Here is a 17,891-nt window from a genome sequence, read left to right on the forward strand (position 1 = left end):
ATGGGCGGCGCGGGCCCCCGACCTCAGCCGCCGGGCGTCGCGACGGCGAGGCTCGTGCCCGGGGTGCCCCCGGCGGCCTCGCCGCCGAAGTTGCCCCCCGAGAACCCGCCGCCGACGGTCGCCGCCTTGAGGTCGGTCGCCGCGATCCAGAAGTCGCGCTGCGCCTCGATCGCCTGGATGTTGCTCAGGATCCTGGCCCGGGCGTCGACGATCAGCGTCGTGACGTCCAGCAGCATGCCGCTGTACTGGAGCAGCGCCTGGTCCTGGATCGTCCGCCGCAGGGGCAGGACGCTCGTCTGGTAATGCCGAGTGATGTCGTACTGGCCGCGATAGCGCTGGTAAGCCTCGCGCACCTCGGAGCGGGCGTTGACCGCGCGCTCGGCGAGGCGGTTGGCGCTGGCGAGGTAGCTTTCCTGCGCCCCCCGGACAGCGGTGGCCCCGAAGTCGTAGATCGGGATGACGAGATCCGCCGAGAACCCGTTCAGGCTGGCCTTGTCGACCTTCGGGGCACCGCCCTCGCCCCCCGCGGTCCTCGACCGCGAGAACCGGTTCGCGAAGCCCGCATCGAAGACGCTGACGAAGCCGCTGGCCTGGTTCAGCCCGAACTGCCCCACGAGCGATTGCAGCTCGAAGCGGGCTGCCTGCACGTCGGCCCGCTTGATCATCGCCTCGGCCTCGATGGCGTGCCCGTCGACGAGCCTCCCGGGCAGGGGCGGCAGGCCGTTGGGCAGGCGGAAATCGATGTCCCGCCCCCAGAGACCGAGCAGTCGGGTCAGCCGCTCCCGTTCGGCGCGTTGCTGCACCCGCGCCTTAGCGAGCTGCGCGCCCAACTCGCTGTAGAAGGCGTGCTCGCGCGCCTGTTCCAGCTTGTTCAGAGCCCCCGTCTCGCCCAGCTGCTTGGCCAGCGTCGAGGCGGATTCCGCGCCGGCCAGCGCCTGTTCGAGGAAGGCGGTCGCCTGGTTGGCCGCGACGGTACGGTAGAATTGCCGGCGCGCCTCGCCCCCGAGCCGCAGGACCTGCTCCGCCGCGTTGTACTGGTCGGCCGTGAACCGCTGCCGCGCGATCTCGGCGCGCACCGGGAGCGTAGCCAACTCCAGCACGCTGGCGGCGACGGAGCGCTCGATCTCCGTGTTGAAACCCAATCCCCATTGCGTGATCGAGAGGCGCGGCGAGGGCGGCAGCGTGGCCTGCACGTACTGCGCCTCGGAGACGCCGAGGTCGTTGAAGGCGGCCTGCAAGCCCCGGTTCCTCAGGAGCGCGACCTGCACCGCGCCGTCGGCGGTCAAGGGACGGCGCAGCAACGCGTCCACGCGGGCGTCCGCGCTCGGCGCGACGCCCTGGTCGTCCGCCTTCACGATGTCCTTGCGCAGTTCAAGCGCCGCGTAGCCGCCGGCCACGGAGAGGCCCGCGTCCGGCGAGAAGCTCGCGCAGCCTGCCAAGGCGAGGCCGAGGCCGGTGATGCTCGCGGCCACGCGCACGAACCGCCCCCGGACGGCCTCGTCCGGCGGTCGCGCGCTCGTACCGGCGTGTCCCGGCGCGGTCGTCGTGCCACTCATGCCCGGTAGTCCGGCGCCGCCGCCCGTTTGGTTACAGCGACGGGCCATCACCGGCCCCCCGAATCGCGCTTGCCGCCCATGCCGGGCATCCCGTCCATGCCCGGCATGCCCCCCGTACCGCCGGACCCGGCCTTCGGCGCGACCTGGCGATTGAGCTCGCGCCAATCCTTTGGGTCGACGACGCCGAAATCCTTCACGCCCTGCGTCACCTTCGCGTAGCGGGGCGGCCGGACCGGGATGTCCGGCTCCGAGGGCAGGACGAGCCCGGCGGGAACGGCGGCGGGCATGCAGCCGGCGAGCGGCAGGACCGCCGCGAGCGCGGCCGGTCTCGGCAACTTGAACATCTTGGATTTCCCGAGGTGAGGCGGACGGCCGAAGGCAGGCCCAGGCGTGGCACGGGCCGCGGGTCGAGCGGCGACGGCGTCGCGCCCGGCGAAGGCGTCGGCTCGTTGTGGGTGTGCGAGGCCGTCCCTTCGGAGCGGCCGGGGGCGGGCGCTAGATCCGCCCGCGCGTCACGCTTGGCGCCTCGGCGGCCGCTCGATCCGTAGCGGATGCGCGTCGACGGCCCCGTCCACCTGGACGATCAGGACCCGCTCGGACGGATGAAATTCCAGGGTGATGCTCGCCCATGGCAGGGTGGGAAGCGCGGCTTGGCACGCGAGCGGGCAGCAGGTCGCCGGGCAGGGAGGATGCTTGGGGCGATGCCGATGGCCGGGGCATCCTTCGTCGGCGGCCGCCGCCGGCACGGCGAGGGAAGTCCCCCGTATCCCAGCCTCGTCCGGCTCGTTCTGGCCGCCCAAGGCGCCGGCGGCGTGCGCGAGAGGCGTCGCCGCGGCGGCTGCTATGTGGCGGTGAGCCATCGACTGCCGGCCCATGGTGCACGGCGCTGCCGGCGCGATGGCCAAGGCCAAGGCGAGTACGGCAAGCAGCAATGCGCGCACGACATTCACTGATCAGGGCCCCTGCCTAATCTTCGCGGACATTCTCACGCCGGGGTGGAAGCTGCAATCCGTGGTGCTCGACCGATGTCCCACAAACTCAGCGTGTTGGAAGTTCGCCACATGCCGGTGTCGACGGCGAAGCCGCACTCGGCGGATTGACCGCCACACCGGTGCCAGGACCCCCGCCGCGTTCATGCGACGGGCGCTTGGGGGTACCCGGGACGGGTATCACCGCGGCCCGTCCGTCAATGAGCGTGTTCGTGCGGTGTGGAGGGGGCGTCCGGCGCCGGGCGCGTCACTACCTTGCCCGCGGCGGCATCGGGCGTCTTTGGGGCGTCCGCGGTCTCGTGGTCGTGGCCGTGCTCATGGGGATGGCCGCCGCTTGCGGGGTGGACGTGGTCGCCCGATCTCGGGAGCGCCATGACGCCCAGGCCGTAACGGTAGACGTTCTCGCCGCCGAGCCAGCCCGTGACCACGAGGGCCCCGGAACCTCCGGCGAGGAGCACCAGCAGCAGGACGCCCGCGCCTGCGACCTTCCGGCGCTCCAGCCAGGCGACGCCGGCGGCGGCGAGGAACACGAGCGCGGTGGCGACGGCCCAGCGAAGGTGGACGGTCATGTTCGCGTGCGAGGGCGCGTCGTGATCGACCGTGTTGTACGCCGACCAACCCGTGGCGAGGGTCGCGACCGTGACTGCCGCGCCGATCGCGAGGTTCCATCGGGCGGCGGCCGTGAGCGCGCCTCCCGATGCCGCTTTCCTGAACAGGGTCCCCGCGGCGAAGAGGACGCTGGCCGTGATGAGGAGGGCGACCGTGAAATGGACCGCGACCGGATGCCAGTTCGGGATCACCTCGATCATGATCGTACTCCTAGGAAAACGTCGATGGCGGGACGGGCCGGCTTCTTGCCCGGACCGCCCGCGGTGAGGGGAAAAGCGATGGCGCCGAACGCCGGCCCCGGGCCGAGCCCGCCGTCTTCCCCGGATCGGAGACCGCCCTCTCCGCGGCGCTCTCGGCAAGCCTGTCCATGCGAAGGGAGAGCGCCGGCGGCGAGGCTCCGGAGGCTTCCCGCCCGGCCCGTGGCGTCGGGTACGGCTGGGTCTAAGATCGGGGCATAGGCTTGGCAATTATGCGCGGCACATGCCTACGCTCCCGGGCATGCCGCGAGCGCTGTAACGTTTCGGCGGCCGCTTGCGGATTGTTCTCCGAGCGGCGCGGCCGATCATACGTCGCTTTCGGCCGACGAGCCTCAGGGCGCAGATCGCCGTACGACACGCTCCTACAGGATGGTGCTGCGGTCGTGAGGACACGGTGGGGTGGCGGAACATGCGACGTATCTCTGACATCCGCTCAGCGGCTACGAACCGGCCCGCCTAGTCCCGGTGCTGCAGGTGGAAGAGGAACTGCGCGCGCTGCTCATCGCCAGCCTTGCGGGCAGCGCGGCCGACTACCGGCGCTTCCTGGGGCGGCTCGGGTCGCACCTACGCGCGTATTACAAAGGCAAGCTGGCTCGCTCCGGCCGTACCGACACCGAGGCGGAGGATCTCGTCCAGGAGACGCTGATGGTGATCCATGTGCGGCGGCACACCTATGACGTCACGCAACCGGTGACGCCGTGGATCCACGCCATCGCCCGCTACAAGCTCATCGACCATTTTCGGCGTACGCGTACGGCCGCGGCCGACGTCCCGGTCGAGGATGCCGGCGTGCTGGTGGCTCGCGACGATCATGTCGCGGCGGAGAGCTCGCTCGACGTCGAGCGCCTCCTGGCGCACCTACCGCCCAAGATGAGGAACGCGATCCTCTCGACGAAGGTCGAGGGCCTGAGCGCCGCCGAGGCGGCCGAACGTGCCGGGATGTCCGAGACCGCGATCAAGGTGAGCGTCCACCGCGGCCTGAAGACCCTGGCCAATCTCGTGGGAGGCAAGGCGAGATGAAGACCGACGAACTCATCGGCCTGCTGGGCGCCAGCTTCGAGCGCGAACCGGTCGGGGCCCCCTGGATGACCCGCCGGCTCGCGCTGGCGGTCGCGGTCGGCGCGACGGCCGCGCTGTGCCTGGCGCTGGCGTTTCTGGGCCTGCGTCCCGGCCTGACCGAGGTCCGGCCGCTCCTGTTCCTCGCGTTCAAGTTCTCGTTCGCGGCCGCGGTCGGGAGTCTCGCGCTCCGGTATCTCGTCAGGGCGGTCAGGCCCGGCGGCGAGAGCCGCGTCCATCTCGGGGTCGCCGCCTTGCCGTTCCTCGTGGTCGCGGCGCTGGCGTGCGTGAGCCTTTTGATGGCGCCGACCGAACATTGGCACGGCATGGTATCCGGTCACACCTGGCTCGAATGCCTCATCTCGATCCCCGTGATCGCCGTCGTGCCGTTCGCCGTCGTCACCTGGGCGGTTCGACGGTTCGGAGCGCCGACGGATCTCGTGCGGGCGGGTGCCCTGGTCGGCCTCTCCGCGGGAGCCGTGAGCGCGCTCGGCTATTCACTGCACTGCATGGACGATACCGTACCGTTCGTCGCCGTCTGGTACGGGGGGACGATCGCGATGTGCACGCTCGTCGGAGCGCTCCTGGGACCGCGCCTCCTTCGCTGGTAGCGAGCCGGTTCGGAACATCCTCCGGATCGCCTGCCGGGGTTCAAGGGGCGACGCGACGGTTTGGGGGCCTGTCGCCGGCCGACGCTTCATGTCACGGGCCTCGCTGCGGTATCGCCGCGGATGGGATCCGGCACGACGACGGGCATGACCCTCCCACCCGCCCGGCCGCGCGAGGCAATGCGGCCGCCGCGCATCCCACAATCGCTTGCAGGATCATCCCCCCGGTGAGCGAGGCGCCGCGCCGGGCGACCCCGGCCCAACCCCACAAAGGTTCGCAGCGCGCTGTAACGGTACGTCCAAGACATCCGGACTTAAAGACAAGGAGCGGCAAGCTTCTCGTCAGATCAACGGGTTCCGCCATGAAAAGCAAGATCATCCCCGCCTTTGCAGGAATCGCCATGCTCGCCGGACTGCCGGGTTACGCGCTCGCGGGATGGATGGACAACGTCCCACCCCGTTTTCTGCCCCAGACGCATCAATCGCAACGGACCGAAACGCCTCAGGTCGAAGCTCCGGACGTCGGCCTGACGACCGGATCGATCAGCGCGGTGCCCCGTCGCCCTGCCGCCGCCCGGTCGGCACCCCCCGCCCAGCACTTCTGAACCTCCCGCGGGGTCCGAACCGCCGGACCGGCCGATTGGGGTTGTACGGGGTGAGGTTTGGCGCGCCGCCCTGCACCGCCTACCGCGCGGAGGGCCAAGTGTGCGGTAGGTTTCCCAGATGCCCGGACAGCACGCGCGCGGATGCCGGGAGCCCGGAACCTGCGCCCTTGCGATGGGCGGCCAGCGCAACAGCCCGAGGGCGACGACCGGCTCACGCCTGCGATGCACGCGACCATTCCCCTGTTGACCGCCTTCCAGATTGCGCGCCCGGCAGACGGCCACACCATGTCCGCGGGCTTGCCAGGGGACCGACGGTGTCGATGCGGCTTCCATGGGTAGCGGCCTCGATCCGGCCTCTGCCTGCCGTTCGGGGACGGCCATGGCACGGCAGGCCGGACGCGCCATGGCGCGGTCCGGCGGGCTCACGAGAAACGGGTCGCCGAGACGCCCGCCCGGCGAGGTCGGTCGGCGGATCGACCGCCCGACGGAACGAAACCTTGACCCTCAAGACTTGAGACGCGCCGTCTCCCGTGACACTGGCCTTCCGCCCGGATCGAAAAGCTGGCATCGTACCTGCGTGACGTTCTTGATCGCCCTTCGGCGACTGTTGCCGCTCCTGGCGGTACTCAGCCTCGCCCTGACGCCGGTGGCCGCGCCCGCGGCCGCCGCGGGGATGCGCGCGTTCATCATGGCGCAAGCCGCGCCTGAGGCGACCTCGGCCATTGCCCATGCCGAGATGGAGGGGATGGACGTGGGCGACGCGGACATGGCCGACATGCCGTGCTGCCCGCCCGGGAAGGTGGCGAAGCCCGACTGCGCCAAGGCCGGCTGTCCGCTTTTGGCGCTCTGCCTCGCCAGCGTCGCCTCCCTCCTGCCGACCGCGGCGTCCGTCCCGGCCCCGGTGGCGACGCGGACGAGCCGGGTGTGGCCCGATGCGGCGTCCTTCGCCAGCCTGTCCGGCCGCCCCCTACCTGAGCCCCCCCGAGCCTGAGCCCGATGCCGCCGGCGTGAACGCCGGCACGACGCCGCGCGTCCGCGCGTGGCCATCCATCGCGTTCAGGAGACGAAATCCGTGACCACGTACCCCTTCGCGCGCGCCCTCGGTGCCGCGCTGCTCGGCGCCGCGCTGTCGGTCCCGGCCCTGCCGGCGCTCGCCGGCATCAAGGACTACGCCTTCGAGCCGACCCGGACGGAGGCGAAGGTCGGCGAGACCATCCTCTCGGTGCGCCTCATGGACAAGCGCACCGGCAAGCCCGTTCCGGACGCGGTGATCTTCGCCAAGCGCATCGACATGGCGCCCGACAGCATGGACGAGATGACCTCGACGATCGAGCAGGTCCCGTCGACGGAGCCTGGCATCTACCGCTTCAAGGCGAAGCTCACGATGGCCGGGGGCTGGCGGCTCTCGCTGGGGGCGAAGGTCCAGGGCGAAACCGGCACCGTCGAGGACAGGCTCGTCTTCCAGGCGGTCAAGTGAGCCGCTCGGCATGGCTCGCCGGGATCCTCGCCGCGTTGGCGGCGGGGGGCACCGGGTACTGGGCGGGGCGCGATGGCAGCCCCGTTCCGGTCCTCGTCGAGCGCGCACGGACCGAGTTCGCCCACTGGCTGCCGACCGGCATGCCGGGTCCGCAGGCACCGGCGCCGCCGAAGGTCACGGGTCCGGTGGTCTACTACCAGGATCCGGATGGGAAGCCGGTCTACTCCGCGTCGCCGAGAACGACTGCGGAGGGGCACGACTTCCGGGCGGTTCGGGCCAGCGAGGACGTGCGCTTCGACCAGGCACAAGGGAGCGAGACGACATCCCCCGACATGGCCGGCCACGACGTGACCGGGCACGGCATGGCGGCGCCTGGAACGGCGGCGGCCGGAAAGCCCGACCGGGGCACGCGCAAGGTGCTCTACTACCGCAACCCGATGGGCCTGCCGGACACCTCGGCGACCCCGAAAAAGGATTCGATGGGGATGGACTACATCCCCGTCTACGCGGGCGAGGACGAGGGCGGCAACGTCGTGACGGTCTCCCCCGGCAAGGTCCAGCGGACCGGCGTCCGAACCGAAACCGTGGAGCGGCGGGTGGTGGCGCAGCCGGTGCGCGTGCCCGGTACCGTCGCCCTCGACGAGCGGCGCGTGACGGTCATCGCGACCCGGTCGGACGCGTACGTCGACCATGTCGAGGACGTCACCACCGGCGACCGCGTCCGCAAGGGCCAGCCGCTGGTCCACGTCTACTCCCCCGACATCAATTCCGCCGCCGCGCAGCTCATCGCCAACCCCGGCTTCGACGGAGCTCGGCGACGCCTGCAGAACCTCAACGTCTCCGAGGCCGTCATCGACGACATGGAGCGCACCCGGAAGGTGCCGATGGCCATCACTTGGTCGTCGGCCCGGGACGGCTTGGTGCTGCAGCGCTCGGCCGTCGAGGGCATGAAGGCCGCGGCCGGCGACACCCTGTTCCGGATCGGCGACATCTCGGTCATGTGGGTGCTGGCCGACGTGCCCGAGCGCGACCTGGCCGGGGTTCGCGCCGGACAGGCCGTGACCGTGCGCCTGCGTTCGGCCCCGGGCCGGACCTTCTCCGGCAAGGTCGGGGTGATCTATCCGCAGGTAAACCCGGACACCCGGGCCACGCGGGTGCGCATCGAGCTGCCGAACCCGGACGGCGCGCTCCTGCCGGACATGTACGCCGAGGTCGAGATCGCCACGGGGGCGGGCAAGCCCGTCGTGGCGGTGCCCGACGACGCGGTCATCGACACAGGTGCACGGCAGGTGGTGCTGCTCGACAGGGGCGGGGGGCGCTTCGAGCCCCGCGAGGTCAAGGTCGGGGTTCGCGGCACGGGCTACGTCGAGGTCCGCGAGGGCGTCGACGCCGGCGACCGGGTCGTCACGGCGGCGAACTTCCTGATCGACGCCGAGAGCAACCTGAAGGCGGCGCTTCAGTCCATGTCCGCCCCGAAGGCGAGCGACCGGCAGGCCTCGAACCTTGAGGGCAAGCCATGATCGCGCGCCTCATCGGCTGGTCGGCCCGCAACCTCGTCCTGGTGCTGGTCGGCACCGTGTTCGCCGTGGCCGCTGGCGTCATGGCGCTGCGAACGCTGCCGCTCGACGCCATCCCCGACCTCTCGGACGTGCAGGCCATCGTCTACACCGAGTACCCGGGCCAGGCCCCGCAGGTGGTCGAGGATCAGGTCACCTATCCTCTCACGACCGCCATGCTGACGGTCCCGAAGGCGAAGGTGGTGCGCGGCTTCTCGTTCTTCGGGGTCAGCTTCGTCTACGTGATCTTCGAGGACGGCACCGATCCCTACTGGGGCCGTAGTCGAGTGCTGGAGTACCTCAACGCGGCCGCCAGCCGCTTGCCGGCGGGCGTGACCCCGACCCTCGGTCCGGACGCCACCGGCGTCGGCTGGGTCTACCAGTACGTGGTCGTGGCCAAGGAGCGCACGCTCGCGGAATTGCGCTCCCTCCAGGACTGGGTGGTCCGTTTCGGGGCGTCGCGGGCCGAGGGCGTGGCCGAGGTCGCGGGCGTCGGCGGCTTCGTCAAGCAGTACAACGTCGTGGTCGACCCGAACCGCCTACGGGCGCAGGGGATCTCGCTCAACAAGCTCCGGGACGCGATCCGGGCGAGCAACGCCGACGTCGGCGGCCGCACGGTCGAGCTCTCCGAGTTCGAGTTCATAGTGCGCGGACGCGGCTACCTGCGGAGCGTGGCCGACATCGACAACATCGTCCTGAAGACCACCGGTGGTGCTCCCCTGCGGGTGCGGGACGTCGCCCGGGTCGAACTCGGGCCTGACGAGCGGCGGGGCATCACCGAGATGAATGGTGACGGCGAGGTCGCCGGCGGCATCGTCCTGCAGCGGTTCGGCGCGAACGCCCTGACCGTCATCGAGAACGCGAAGGCGAAGCTCGCGGAGGTGGCGAAAAGCCTGCCGGCCGGCACCGAGATCCTGCCGGTCTACGACCGCTCGCAACTCATCGACGCGGCCATCGAGACGCTGCGGCACACGCTTGTCGAGGAGAGCGTCGTCGTCTCCCTCGTATGCATCGTGTTCCTCCTACACGTCCGAAGCGCGCTGGTCGCCATCCTGATGCTGCCCGTCGGCATCCTGATGGCGTTCGCCGGGATGAAGGCGCTGGGGCTGGGCGCCAACATCATGTCGCTCGGCGGCATCGCCATCGCGGTCGGCGCCATGATCGACGCGGCCATCGTGATGATCGAGAACGCCCACAAGCACCTGGAGCGGGCGCCGCCGGACAAGCCGCGGGTCGAGATCTTGGTCGAGGCGGCGGGCGAGGTCGGCCCCTCGCTGTTCTTCTCACTCCTCATCATCACCGTGAGCTTCCTGCCCATCTTCACCCTGGAGGGCGAGGAGGGGCGCCTGTTCGGGCCGCTCGCGCTCACCAAGACCTTCGCCATGGCGGCGGCGGCGCTCCTGTCGGTGACCCTGGTGCCGGCGCTGATGGTGTTGTTCGTGCGCGGACGGATCGTCCCGGAGCATCGCAACCCGGTGAACCGGCTCCTGATCTGGCTCTATCGCCCGGTCATCGCAGGCGTACTGCGGGCGCGGTTGCCCACCATCCTGCTCGCCCTCGGCGTCCTGGCGGTCACCGTCTGGCCGGCGCGCCAGCTCGGCTCGGAGTTCATGCCGGAACTCGACGAGGGGACGCTGATGTACATGCCGACGACCCTGCCCGGCATCTCGGTGACGAAGGCGGGCGAGTTGCTGGCGACCCAGGATCGGATCATCAAGTCCTTCCCCGAGGTCGCCTCGGTCTACGGCAAGGCCGGGCGCGCCAGCACCGCGACCGACCCGGCGCCGATGGAGATGGCCGAGACCATCATCAGCCTCAAGCCTAAGGCCGAGTGGCGCCCGGGCGTGACGCTCGCGAGCCTCAAGGCGGAGATGGACCGGGCGCTGCAGTTCCCGGGCGTCTCGAATGCTTGGACGCAGCCGATCCGGGCCCGCATCGACATGCTCTCGACCGGCATCCGGACGCCGGTCGGCATCAAGGTGCTCGGCACCGACCTCGGCGCCATGGAGAAGGTCGCCCGTCAGGTCGAGGCAGTGGTGCGCGACGTGCCGGGCACGTCGAGTGCCTACGCGGAGCGGGTCATCGGCGGGTACTTCCTCGACATCACGCCCGACCGGGAGGCGCTCGGCCGCTACGGGCTCATGGTGGGCGACGTCCAGGACGTGGTCGCCTCGGCTCTCGGCGGGCAGAGCGTCACCAACACGGTCGAGGGCCGCGAGCGCTACACCGTCAACGTACGCTACCCGCGCGCCTTCCGCTCCGACCCGCGGGCCATCGCCGACGAGGTGCAGGTGCCGCTGCCGGCCGGCGGGACGGTGCCGCTCGGCGAGGTCGCGAAGGTCGAGCTTACCCGGGGGCCGACCTCGATCCGGACCGAGAACGGCCAGCTCGCGGTCTACATCTTCGTCGACCTCACTGGGCGCGACCTCGGCGGCTACGTGGCCGACGCCCGGGCCGCGGTCGACAGGGAGGTCAGGTTGCCCCAGGGCACGACGCTGCAGTGGAGCGGGCAGTACGAGTACCTGGAGCGCGCCGAAGCCCGCCTCAGGATCGTTGTGCCGCTGACGCTGCTCGTCGTGTTCCTGCTCCTCTACCTGAACTTCCGCCGTCTGACCGAGACCCTCATCGTCATGCTCTCGCTGCCGTTCGCGCTCGTCGGCGGCGTCTGGCTGATGTGGTGGATGGGCTTCAACATGTCGGTGGCGGTGGCGGTCGGCTTCATCGCGCTCGCCGGCGTCGCGGCCGAGACCGGCGTGATCATGCTGGTCTACCTCGACCACGCCCTCGACGAGGTCCGGGCAGGGTGCCGGCGTGAGGGACGCCCCCTCACGCGCGAGGACTTGCGGCAGGCCATCATGGTCGGCGCCGTCGAGCGGGTGCGGCCCAAGATGATGACGGTGGTCGCCATCATGGCGGGTCTCCTGCCCATCCTCTGGAGCACCGGTTCGGGCTCCGAGGTCATGCAGCGCATCGCCGTGCCGATGATCGGCGGGATGGTGTCCTCGACCGTGCTGACCCTCGTCGTGATTCCGGCCGTCTACGCGTTGGTGAAAGGTCGCGGGTTGCCGGAGGCCGCCGCGGAGGGTGCACGGATGCCTCTGGCGGCCGAATGAGGAATCGACAGGAGCGAATGATGAAGTCAGACATGATGCCGTCCCGGCGTGCCGTGCTCGCGGGCTTGGCGGCGGGAGTGTCCCTCGGACGACCCGTGATGGGGGAGAGCCTGCCGACCGTCGCCGTGACGAAGGACCCGAGTTGCGGCTGCTGCGCGAAGTGGGTGGACCACCTGCGACAGGCCGGCTTCACGGTGACGGTGACCGAGGGTCCCGTGAACCCGGTGAAGGCGCGTCTCGGCGTGCCGAGGGACCTCGCCTCCTGCCACACCGCTCTCGTTGACGGCTACGTGGTCGAGGGACACGTGCCGGCGGACGCCATCAGGCGCTTGTTGGCCGAGCGCCCGAACGGAACCGGGCTGGCCGTTCCGGGCATGCCGGCCGGCTCGCCCGGCATGGAGGTCGAGGGCAGGGAGCCCGACATCTACGAGGTGGTCCTGTTCGGGCCGGAGGGGCGCGGCGCCTTCGCCCGTTATCGTGGAGGCGCGCCGGCTTGAGCGCAGCCGTCGCGCGGGCGCTCGCCGTCACCGTACTCGTTCGGGGCGGTGAACCGACGTTGAGGCATCCCCCCAGGAGCCGATGCCCGGCTTCTCGCGGAGCTTGGTCGGCCGGCCGGTCCGCCCACCCTGGCCGAAGCGGACGGACGGCGTGGGGGGCGATTGTCCCGGGGACTGGGAAGTCGAAGCCAAGGATGCTGAAGCGCGACCGAGTTCCCATAGCTGCCGAAGCGGTGGAGCGATTACCGTGTCCGCCACAACCCGCCGACAAGTCCGAGGTTGGCGAGGCCGAGGATGAGCAGGAGCCACCAAAGGGCATCCGGGCTGGCGTAGGTCAGCACGAAAGCGCCGGCCGGCGGCGCTAGCGCCTGCGCGATCAGCCCCGGCCGTGCCAAGCGGCCGACGACCAGCGGATAGCGAACGGGGCCGAACAGGGCCAAGGGCACCGTGCCCCGCGCAATCGAATAGATGCCGTTGCCGCCGCCGTAGAGGACCAGCCAGACCCCGACGCCGGGCAGGCCGCCGGCGAGCAGCACCAGGCCGAGGGCGACGAGGCCAAGGGCTGCGGTCGGGGTCCACAGGGGATGGTGCCGGCCCTTGAACGACATTTCCGCGACGCGGGCGCCGACCTGAGCCGGGCCGATCAGCGCCCCGTAGGAGACGGCCGAAGCGAGCGCCACGCCCCGCGCCTGCAGGAGCGTCAGCAGGTGCACCGAAACAAGCGACATGATCGCGCCGCCGATTATCAGCACGCCGGCGAACAGCCGGAACGCCCGCCGTTCCTTCGCGGACAGCGGGCCGGTTCGGTCCTGGTGATGCCCCGCCGACGGCGGTGCCGGGGCCTTGGGGATCAGAAGGAGGACAAGCGGTAGCGTCACCGCGAGGTGCAGGCCGGCATAGGCCAGGCAGGCACCGCGCCATCCGAAATGCGCGACCAGGAAGGCGGAAAGTGGCCAGCAAACGGTGCTGGCGAACCCGCCCCACAGGGTCAGGGTGGTGATCGCCGGCCGCGCCGCCGCGCCGTAGAGCCGGCCGAGGGTCGCGAATGCCGGATCGTACAGGCCGCAACCCATGCCGAGGCCGAGCAGCAGCCAGCCGGCGAGGTAGACCGGCAGGATCGGAGCCAGCGCCAGCATGGTCAGCCCGGCAGCCAGCAGCAGCGCGGCCAGCGCCAGGATGGGCCGGCCGCCGTGGCGGTGGATCGCCGTCCCGATATGCGGCGAGGCGAACGCGGCGACCAGCAGGCCGAGTGACAGTCCGCCGACGACCCAGGCGAGCGGCCAGCCGGTGCTTTCGGCGACCGGGCCGGCAAGCACCGCCGGCAGGTAGAACGACGAGCCCCAGGTGAGGATCTGCACGACGCCGAGGGCGGAGATCACCGGCCAGCGGCGGGCCTCGGACACGGGCTGCCTACCGGGTGCCGAGAAGCGGCAGCCAAGCCGCCAGCGCCACGAGCGTGACCAGCAGCACGGGCGGGGTGATGACAAGCCCGACCTTCATATACTGGCCCCAGGTGATTTTCTGGCCCTTGCTGTCAAGGACGTGCAGCCAGAGCAGCGTGGCGAGGCTGCCGATTGGCGTGAACTTCGGGCCGAGGTCGCAACCGATCACGTTGGCATAGACCATTAGCTCGCGCGTCAGCGGGGACAGGTCCGGCGCCTGCTGGATCGAGAGCGCCCCGATCAGCACAGATGGCATGTTGTTCATCACGGACGACAGGATCGCCGCCGCGAAGCCGGTGCCGACCGTGGCGACCCACGGGCCATGGCCGGCGAGCCAGACCAAGCCCGTGGCCAGCTCGTCGGTCAGGCCGGCGTTCCGCAGGCCGTAGACCACGAGGTACATGCCGAGGCTGAACAGCACGATCTGCCAGGGGGCGCCGGTCAGCACCTTGCGGATCGGGATGACCCTGCCCCGGTCGGCAAGCAGTAGAAGAACGGCCGCACCGGCACAGGTGACGGCCGCCACCGGCACGCCGAACGGCGCGGTGACGAAGTAGGCGAGCAGGAGCACGCCAAGCAGCGGGAACGCCGCCCGGAACACCAGCGGATCGCGGATGGCCCCGACCGGGCGCTCCAAGGCGGCCGCCGGGTAGGCCGCCGGCACGTCGCGCCGGAAGAAAGCCCAAAGCACCACCAGGGTCGCCGCCAGGGACACCAGGTTCACCGGCACCATGACGGCCGCATACCTGCCGAAGGTCACGTCGAAGAAGTTGGCGGAGACGATGTTGACCAGGTTGGAGATCACCAGCGGCAGGGAGGTGCTGTCGGCCACGAACCCGCAGGCGACGATGAATGCCAGCGCCGCCGCCGGCTTGAAGTCGAGCCGGAGCAGGATCGCCAGCACAATCGGCGTCAGCAGCAGCGCCGCGCCGTCGTTGGCGAACACCGCAGCGATGGCCGCGCCGAGCAACACGACAAGCGGAAAGAGCCGCCGGCCGGACCCACTGCCCCAGCGGGCGACGTGCAGCGCCGCCCAATGGAAGAAACCGGCCTCATCGAGCAGCAGCGAGATGATGATGAGCGCCACGAAGGTGAAGGTGGCGTCCCAGACGATATGCCAGACCACCGGAATATCGCCCGGATGGATCACCCCCGTGGCGAGCGCGACCGCCGCGCCTGCCAGCGCGCTCCATCCGATCCCGAGGCCCCTTGGCTGCCAGATGACGAAGACGAGGGTGACGAGGAAGATGGCGAGCGCGAGCATCCGGGCGTTTTCTTCTTATGGGTCGGGGTTGGGGTTCAGGCAGTGCCGACGCGGCGGCCGTGCTCGTCCACGACCCGCTCGCCATCCTCTTTGACGAACTCGCCTTGCTGCCCCGGCAGGAGGTCCAGCACGGCTTCGGACGGCCGGCACAGCCGCACGCCCTTGGGGCTGACCACCAGCGGGCGGTTGAGAAGGATCGGATGCGCCTCGATGGCATCGAGCAGCTGCGCATCGGTCAATGCCGGATCGCCAAGGCCCAGCTCGGCGAACGGCGCGCCCTTCTCCCGCAGTGCGTCGCGGACGGGCAGGCCGGCCCGGGCGAGGAGCTGCACCAGCAGCGCCCGGGCGGGCGGCGTCTTCAGATACTCGATCACATGAGGCTCGATTCCGGCGTTGCGGATCATCGCCAGGGTGTTGCGGGACGTGCCGCAGTCCGGGTTGTGGTAGATGATGACGTCCATCAAGCGACCTCCGGCCGGAGCGCGGTGGCACCGGCTTGTTGGCCGATCTCTCTGACTTTGGCCGACAGGGCCGCCTGGTCGAGGCTGCCGAGCGGCAGGGCGATAAAGGCCGCGATGCGGTTCTTCAGGTAGCGCTGCGCTGTCACGAAGGCGCGCTTGCGCTCGATCTCCGAGCCTTCCGCAGCGGCAGGGTCCTCGATGCCCCAATGAGCGGTCACGGGCTGACCAGTCCAGAAGGGGCAGGGTTCGCCGGCTGCGTTGTCACAGACCGTGAACACGAAATCCATCACCGGAGCACCGGGCGCGGCGAACTCGTCCCAGGACTTCGAGCGCAGCCCGTGCACGGGGTAGTCGCTCTCCCGTAGCGTCTGCAACGCCAGCGGATGCGGCTCGCCCTTGGGCTGGCTACCGGCGGAGTAGGACCGGAAGCGGCCTTGCCCATCCTGGTTCAGCATCGCTTCCGCCAGGATCGAGCGGGCCGAGTTGCCGGTGCAGAGAAACAGGACGTTGTAGACGCGATCAGGCATAGAGGGTGTCTCCGGGTGGGCAGTTGCAGGCGGCGAGGGCGGCGACGGCCGGGGTGCAGACCTCCGGGTGGCCCTGACAGCAGTCGCGCATCAGGAACTGGATCAGGTCGGACAGGGCCGGATAGGCAGCACTGTAGATGATCGAACGGCCCTCGCGCCGCGAGGCGACCAAGCCCGCATGGCTCAGCTCCTTGAGATGGTGGGATACGGTCGCGGCAGAGACGCCGACCGCCTCGGCCAGAACGCCGGAGGCGAGGCCGCCTGGTCCGGCGGTCACGAGCGACCGCACCAGACGCAGGCGGTGTTCCTGCGCCAGGGCCGCAAAGGCGGCGAGGGCTTGCGGTTCATCCATTTTCGTTACAATCTTCAAACGATATTTTGAACGTACAAGAAAGACGTCCCTTGGACAAGCTCAGCCAGCCCTTCAAAGATGGCCTGCCGAACCTCAGCCAAGCGCATTTCGAGGTGCCGACCCGCGACAGCCTAGACGCGGCGGCGCCGTTCACCCATGCGCCCCGCTTCCTGATCCTCTACGGCTCGCTGCGGGAGCGCTCGTTCAGCCGCTGCCTCGCGTACGAGGCCGCCCGGCTCCTCGAAGCCATGGGCGGCGAGGTGCGGATCTTCCACGCGGACGGCCTGCCCCTGCCGGACGATGCGACCGCCGACCACTTAAAGGTGCAGGAGCTGCGCAATCTCTCGATCTGGTCCGAGGGCCAGGTGTGGGTCTCACCGGAGCGGCACGGTACCCTGACCGGCGTGATGAAAAGTCAGATCGACTGGCTGCCCTTGAGCGAGGGCAGCGTGCGGCCGACCCAGGGGCGCACCCTTGCCGTGATGCAGGTCTCCGGCGGCTCGCAGAGCTTCAACGCCGTGAACGCCTTGCGCGTGCTCGGCCGCTGGATGCGGATGATCACCATCCCGAATCAATCGTCCGTGCCGATGGCCTACAAGGAGTTTGACGACGCGGGCCGGATGAAGCCGGGGCCGCTCTACGAGCGGGTCGTGGACGTGTGCGAGGAGCTGGTGAAGTTCACGCTCCTGACCCGAGAGCGGGCCGACTACCTGGTGGACCGCTACAGCGAGCGGAAGGAGCGCGCGCCGGAGCGGCTGAGCGCGGTGGCCGCCGACATTGGCTTTGTGAAGCGCTGAGACCAGTCCCGGGAAACAACCCGAGGAGCATGCCGATGCTGACCCTTGAACGCCCGCACACGATGGCACCGGCCGCCGCCAGCGACATACCGCTGGGTGCCCTGCGCGCTGCCTGCGATACGCAGCCGGAGACGCCCATGGGTGTTCAGTCACGCCAGGCGGACGATCCAACGCGGCTGCCACGTCGCCGAGGTGAAGGCCGAACGGTTCGCCGCCCTCGAACGCGGCGCAAGCCCGGAAGCTTGATCGGATACCCTCATCCTCTCCGGGACGTGACCGAGGGCGACCGCACGCAAATGACCGTCGGCAAGTTCGCCGCGATCATCCGCACGGTGTCCTAACACGTCGGCCCCGACCTGGGCGCCCGCCCGAATCGACGCCATTCCCACCTGGCGGGAGGCATTCCGCGACCCTTGACCTTCCCACCATGGGAAGCCCCATCTGTGCGGGACGCCACCACAGGGAGAGCGTCATGTACCGCTACAAGGTCGACAGGATGGGTTGCGGAGGCTGCGCCAAGTCCGTGACCCGGGCCATCGCCGGCATCGAGCCGGGCGCCCTGGTCGAGGTGGACCTCGGGGCCAAGCTCGTGACCGTGTCCGGCGCGACCGGCCCTGCGGACCGCATTGCCGAGACCATAGTCGCCGCAGGCTTCCCCGCCGAGCCGCTGAGCCCGACGGCGTGAGTCGGGGGGACGAGCCGCAACCAAACCCGAATGCGCGCAT

Annotated in this window: 20 protein-coding genes; 11 read left to right on the plus strand and 9 right to left on the minus strand. The window is 70.1% G+C overall.

What is annotated here, in order from left to right:
• Positions 1-23: 23 nt before the first annotated feature.
• From GGQ91_RS18030 to GGQ91_RS18045, 4 genes are all read right to left on the minus strand, one after another.
• Positions 24-1,556 (minus strand): TolC family protein, encoded by a 1,533-nt coding sequence (locus tag GGQ91_RS18030; RefSeq protein WP_007564144.1) that lies wholly within the window; start codon positions 1,554-1,556, stop codon positions 24-26.
• A gap of 47 nt (positions 1,557-1,603) precedes the next feature.
• Entirely contained in the window at positions 1,604-1,900 is a 297-nt protein-coding gene (locus GGQ91_RS18035) for a hypothetical protein (protein WP_007564146.1), read from the minus strand.
• 168 nt (positions 1,901-2,068) lie between these two features.
• The gene (locus tag GGQ91_RS18040; RefSeq protein WP_238195257.1) at positions 2,069-2,497 is read right to left on the minus strand and encodes a hypothetical protein; all 429 of its coding nucleotides are present in this window, start codon (positions 2,495-2,497) and stop codon (positions 2,069-2,071) included.
• Between the two features lie 245 nt (positions 2,498-2,742).
• Complete coding sequence (locus GGQ91_RS18045) at positions 2,743-3,354, minus strand: DUF2231 domain-containing protein (protein ID WP_050735106.1); 612 nt, start codon at positions 3,352-3,354, stop codon at positions 2,743-2,745.
• A 522-nt stretch (positions 3,355-3,876) separates the two neighbouring features.
• Between GGQ91_RS18045 and GGQ91_RS18050 the strand changes: the two genes are divergently transcribed.
• The 8 genes from GGQ91_RS18050 (at position 3,877) to GGQ91_RS18085 (ending at position 12,323) form a co-directional block, all read left to right on the plus strand.
• The gene (locus GGQ91_RS18050; protein ID WP_039903061.1) at positions 3,877-4,431 is read left to right on the plus strand and encodes a sigma-70 family RNA polymerase sigma factor; all 555 of its coding nucleotides are present in this window, start codon (positions 3,877-3,879) and stop codon (positions 4,429-4,431) included.
• On the plus strand, positions 4,428-5,078 hold the full coding sequence (locus GGQ91_RS18055; RefSeq protein WP_050735107.1) for an NrsF family protein: 651 nt from the start codon (positions 4,428-4,430) through the stop codon (positions 5,076-5,078). The genes GGQ91_RS18050 and GGQ91_RS18055 overlap by 4 nt, the downstream gene beginning before the upstream one ends.
• A gap of 359 nt (positions 5,079-5,437) precedes the next feature.
• Positions 5,438-5,680: a hypothetical protein gene (locus GGQ91_RS18060; RefSeq protein ID WP_039903393.1), complete on the plus strand. Its 243-nt coding sequence runs from the start codon at positions 5,438-5,440 to the stop codon at positions 5,678-5,680.
• A gap of 577 nt (positions 5,681-6,257) precedes the next feature.
• Positions 6,258-6,671: a hypothetical protein gene (locus tag GGQ91_RS18065; RefSeq protein WP_050735108.1), complete on the plus strand. Its 414-nt coding sequence runs from the start codon at positions 6,258-6,260 to the stop codon at positions 6,669-6,671.
• Positions 6,672-6,752: 81 nt separating this feature from the next.
• A complete protein-coding gene (locus GGQ91_RS18070) occupies positions 6,753-7,157 on the plus strand; it encodes a FixH family protein (protein ID WP_050735155.1) in 405 nt (134 codons plus the stop codon).
• Positions 7,154-8,677 (plus strand): efflux RND transporter periplasmic adaptor subunit, encoded by a 1,524-nt coding sequence (locus GGQ91_RS18075; RefSeq protein WP_050735109.1) that lies wholly within the window; start codon positions 7,154-7,156, stop codon positions 8,675-8,677. Before GGQ91_RS18070 ends, GGQ91_RS18075 begins: the two co-directional genes overlap by 4 nt.
• Complete coding sequence (locus GGQ91_RS18080; protein WP_132253030.1) at positions 8,674-11,826, plus strand: efflux RND transporter permease subunit; 3,153 nt, start codon at positions 8,674-8,676, stop codon at positions 11,824-11,826. The genes GGQ91_RS18075 and GGQ91_RS18080 overlap by 4 nt, the downstream gene beginning before the upstream one ends.
• Positions 11,827-11,846: 20 nt before the next feature.
• Positions 11,847-12,323 (plus strand): DUF411 domain-containing protein, encoded by a 477-nt coding sequence (locus GGQ91_RS18085; protein ID WP_132253035.1) that lies wholly within the window; start codon positions 11,847-11,849, stop codon positions 12,321-12,323.
• A 242-nt stretch (positions 12,324-12,565) separates the two neighbouring features.
• On the opposite strand, the gene GGQ91_RS18090 is transcribed toward GGQ91_RS18085, so the two are convergent.
• From GGQ91_RS18090 to GGQ91_RS18110, 5 genes are read right to left on the minus strand one after another with little or no spacing between them, the layout of a single operon-like run.
• Positions 12,566-13,726: an MFS transporter gene (locus GGQ91_RS18090; protein ID WP_050735111.1), complete on the minus strand. Its 1,161-nt coding sequence runs from the start codon at positions 13,724-13,726 to the stop codon at positions 12,566-12,568.
• 7 nt (positions 13,727-13,733) lie between these two features.
• The gene (locus GGQ91_RS18095; RefSeq protein WP_050735112.1) at positions 13,734-15,029 is read right to left on the minus strand and encodes an arsenic transporter; all 1,296 of its coding nucleotides are present in this window, start codon (positions 15,027-15,029) and stop codon (positions 13,734-13,736) included.
• A 35-nt stretch (positions 15,030-15,064) separates the two neighbouring features.
• Positions 15,065-15,490, minus strand: coding sequence for an arsenate reductase (glutaredoxin) (arsC, locus tag GGQ91_RS18100; RefSeq protein ID WP_050735113.1), 426 nt, complete (start codon positions 15,488-15,490; stop codon positions 15,065-15,067).
• Entirely contained in the window at positions 15,490-16,017 is a 528-nt protein-coding gene (locus GGQ91_RS18105; RefSeq protein WP_050735114.1) for an arsenate reductase ArsC, read from the minus strand. The genes arsC and GGQ91_RS18105 overlap by 1 nt, the downstream gene beginning before the upstream one ends.
• Positions 16,010-16,369 carry an ArsR/SmtB family transcription factor gene (locus GGQ91_RS18110; protein WP_050735115.1) on the minus strand — a complete coding sequence of 120 codons (360 nt, stop codon included), beginning with the start codon at positions 16,367-16,369 and terminating at the stop codon, positions 16,010-16,012. Before GGQ91_RS18110 ends, GGQ91_RS18105 begins: the two co-directional genes overlap by 8 nt.
• 50 nt (positions 16,370-16,419) lie before the next feature.
• Between GGQ91_RS18110 and arsH the strand changes: the two genes are divergently transcribed.
• The 3 genes from arsH (at position 16,420) to GGQ91_RS18125 (ending at position 17,851) form a co-directional block, all read left to right on the plus strand.
• The gene (gene arsH, locus GGQ91_RS18115; RefSeq protein WP_050735116.1) at positions 16,420-17,166 is read left to right on the plus strand and encodes an arsenical resistance protein ArsH; all 747 of its coding nucleotides are present in this window, start codon (positions 16,420-16,422) and stop codon (positions 17,164-17,166) included.
• Between the two features lie 35 nt (positions 17,167-17,201).
• The gene (locus GGQ91_RS18120) at positions 17,202-17,507 is read left to right on the plus strand and encodes a hypothetical protein (RefSeq protein WP_124262909.1); all 306 of its coding nucleotides are present in this window, start codon (positions 17,202-17,204) and stop codon (positions 17,505-17,507) included.
• A gap of 131 nt (positions 17,508-17,638) precedes the next feature.
• Positions 17,639-17,851 carry a heavy-metal-associated domain-containing protein gene (locus GGQ91_RS18125; protein WP_050735117.1) on the plus strand — a complete coding sequence of 71 codons (213 nt, stop codon included), beginning with the start codon at positions 17,639-17,641 and terminating at the stop codon, positions 17,849-17,851.
• The last annotated feature ends 40 nt before the right edge of the window (positions 17,852-17,891 follow it).

This window comes from Methylobacterium fujisawaense (assembly GCF_014138435.1).
Classification (GTDB): Bacteria; Pseudomonadota; Alphaproteobacteria; order Rhizobiales; family Beijerinckiaceae; genus Methylobacterium; species Methylobacterium fujisawaense.

Excerpts from the sequence above, each read along its gene's own strand:
- GGQ91_RS18030 (WP_007564144.1), bottom strand. The coding sequence starts at position 1,556 with ATGAGTGGCACGACGACCGCGCCGGGACACGCCGGTACGAGCGCGCGA.
- GGQ91_RS18035 (WP_007564146.1), bottom strand. The coding sequence starts at position 1,900 with ATGTTCAAGTTGCCGAGACCGGCCGCGCTCGCGGCGGTCCTGCCGCTC.
- GGQ91_RS18045 (WP_050735106.1), bottom strand. The coding sequence starts at position 3,354 with ATGATCGAGGTGATCCCGAACTGGCATCCGGTCGCGGTCCATTTCACG.
- GGQ91_RS18055 (WP_050735107.1), top strand. The coding sequence starts at position 4,428 with ATGAAGACCGACGAACTCATCGGCCTGCTGGGCGCCAGCTTCGAGCGC.
- GGQ91_RS18060 (WP_039903393.1), top strand. The coding sequence starts at position 5,438 with ATGAAAAGCAAGATCATCCCCGCCTTTGCAGGAATCGCCATGCTCGCC.
- GGQ91_RS18080 (WP_132253030.1), top strand. The coding sequence starts at position 8,674 with ATGATCGCGCGCCTCATCGGCTGGTCGGCCCGCAACCTCGTCCTGGTG.
- GGQ91_RS18085 (WP_132253035.1), top strand. The coding sequence starts at position 11,847 with ATGAAGTCAGACATGATGCCGTCCCGGCGTGCCGTGCTCGCGGGCTTG.
- GGQ91_RS18095 (WP_050735112.1), bottom strand. The coding sequence starts at position 15,029 with ATGCTCGCGCTCGCCATCTTCCTCGTCACCCTCGTCTTCGTCATCTGG.
- arsC (WP_050735113.1), bottom strand. The coding sequence starts at position 15,490 with ATGGACGTCATCATCTACCACAACCCGGACTGCGGCACGTCCCGCAAC.
- GGQ91_RS18105 (WP_050735114.1), bottom strand. The coding sequence starts at position 16,017 with ATGCCTGATCGCGTCTACAACGTCCTGTTTCTCTGCACCGGCAACTCG.
- GGQ91_RS18110 (WP_050735115.1), bottom strand. The coding sequence starts at position 16,369 with ATGGATGAACCGCAAGCCCTCGCCGCCTTTGCGGCCCTGGCGCAGGAA.
- GGQ91_RS18120 (WP_124262909.1), top strand. The coding sequence starts at position 17,202 with ATGCTGACCCTTGAACGCCCGCACACGATGGCACCGGCCGCCGCCAGC.
- GGQ91_RS18125 (WP_050735117.1), top strand. The coding sequence starts at position 17,639 with ATGTACCGCTACAAGGTCGACAGGATGGGTTGCGGAGGCTGCGCCAAG.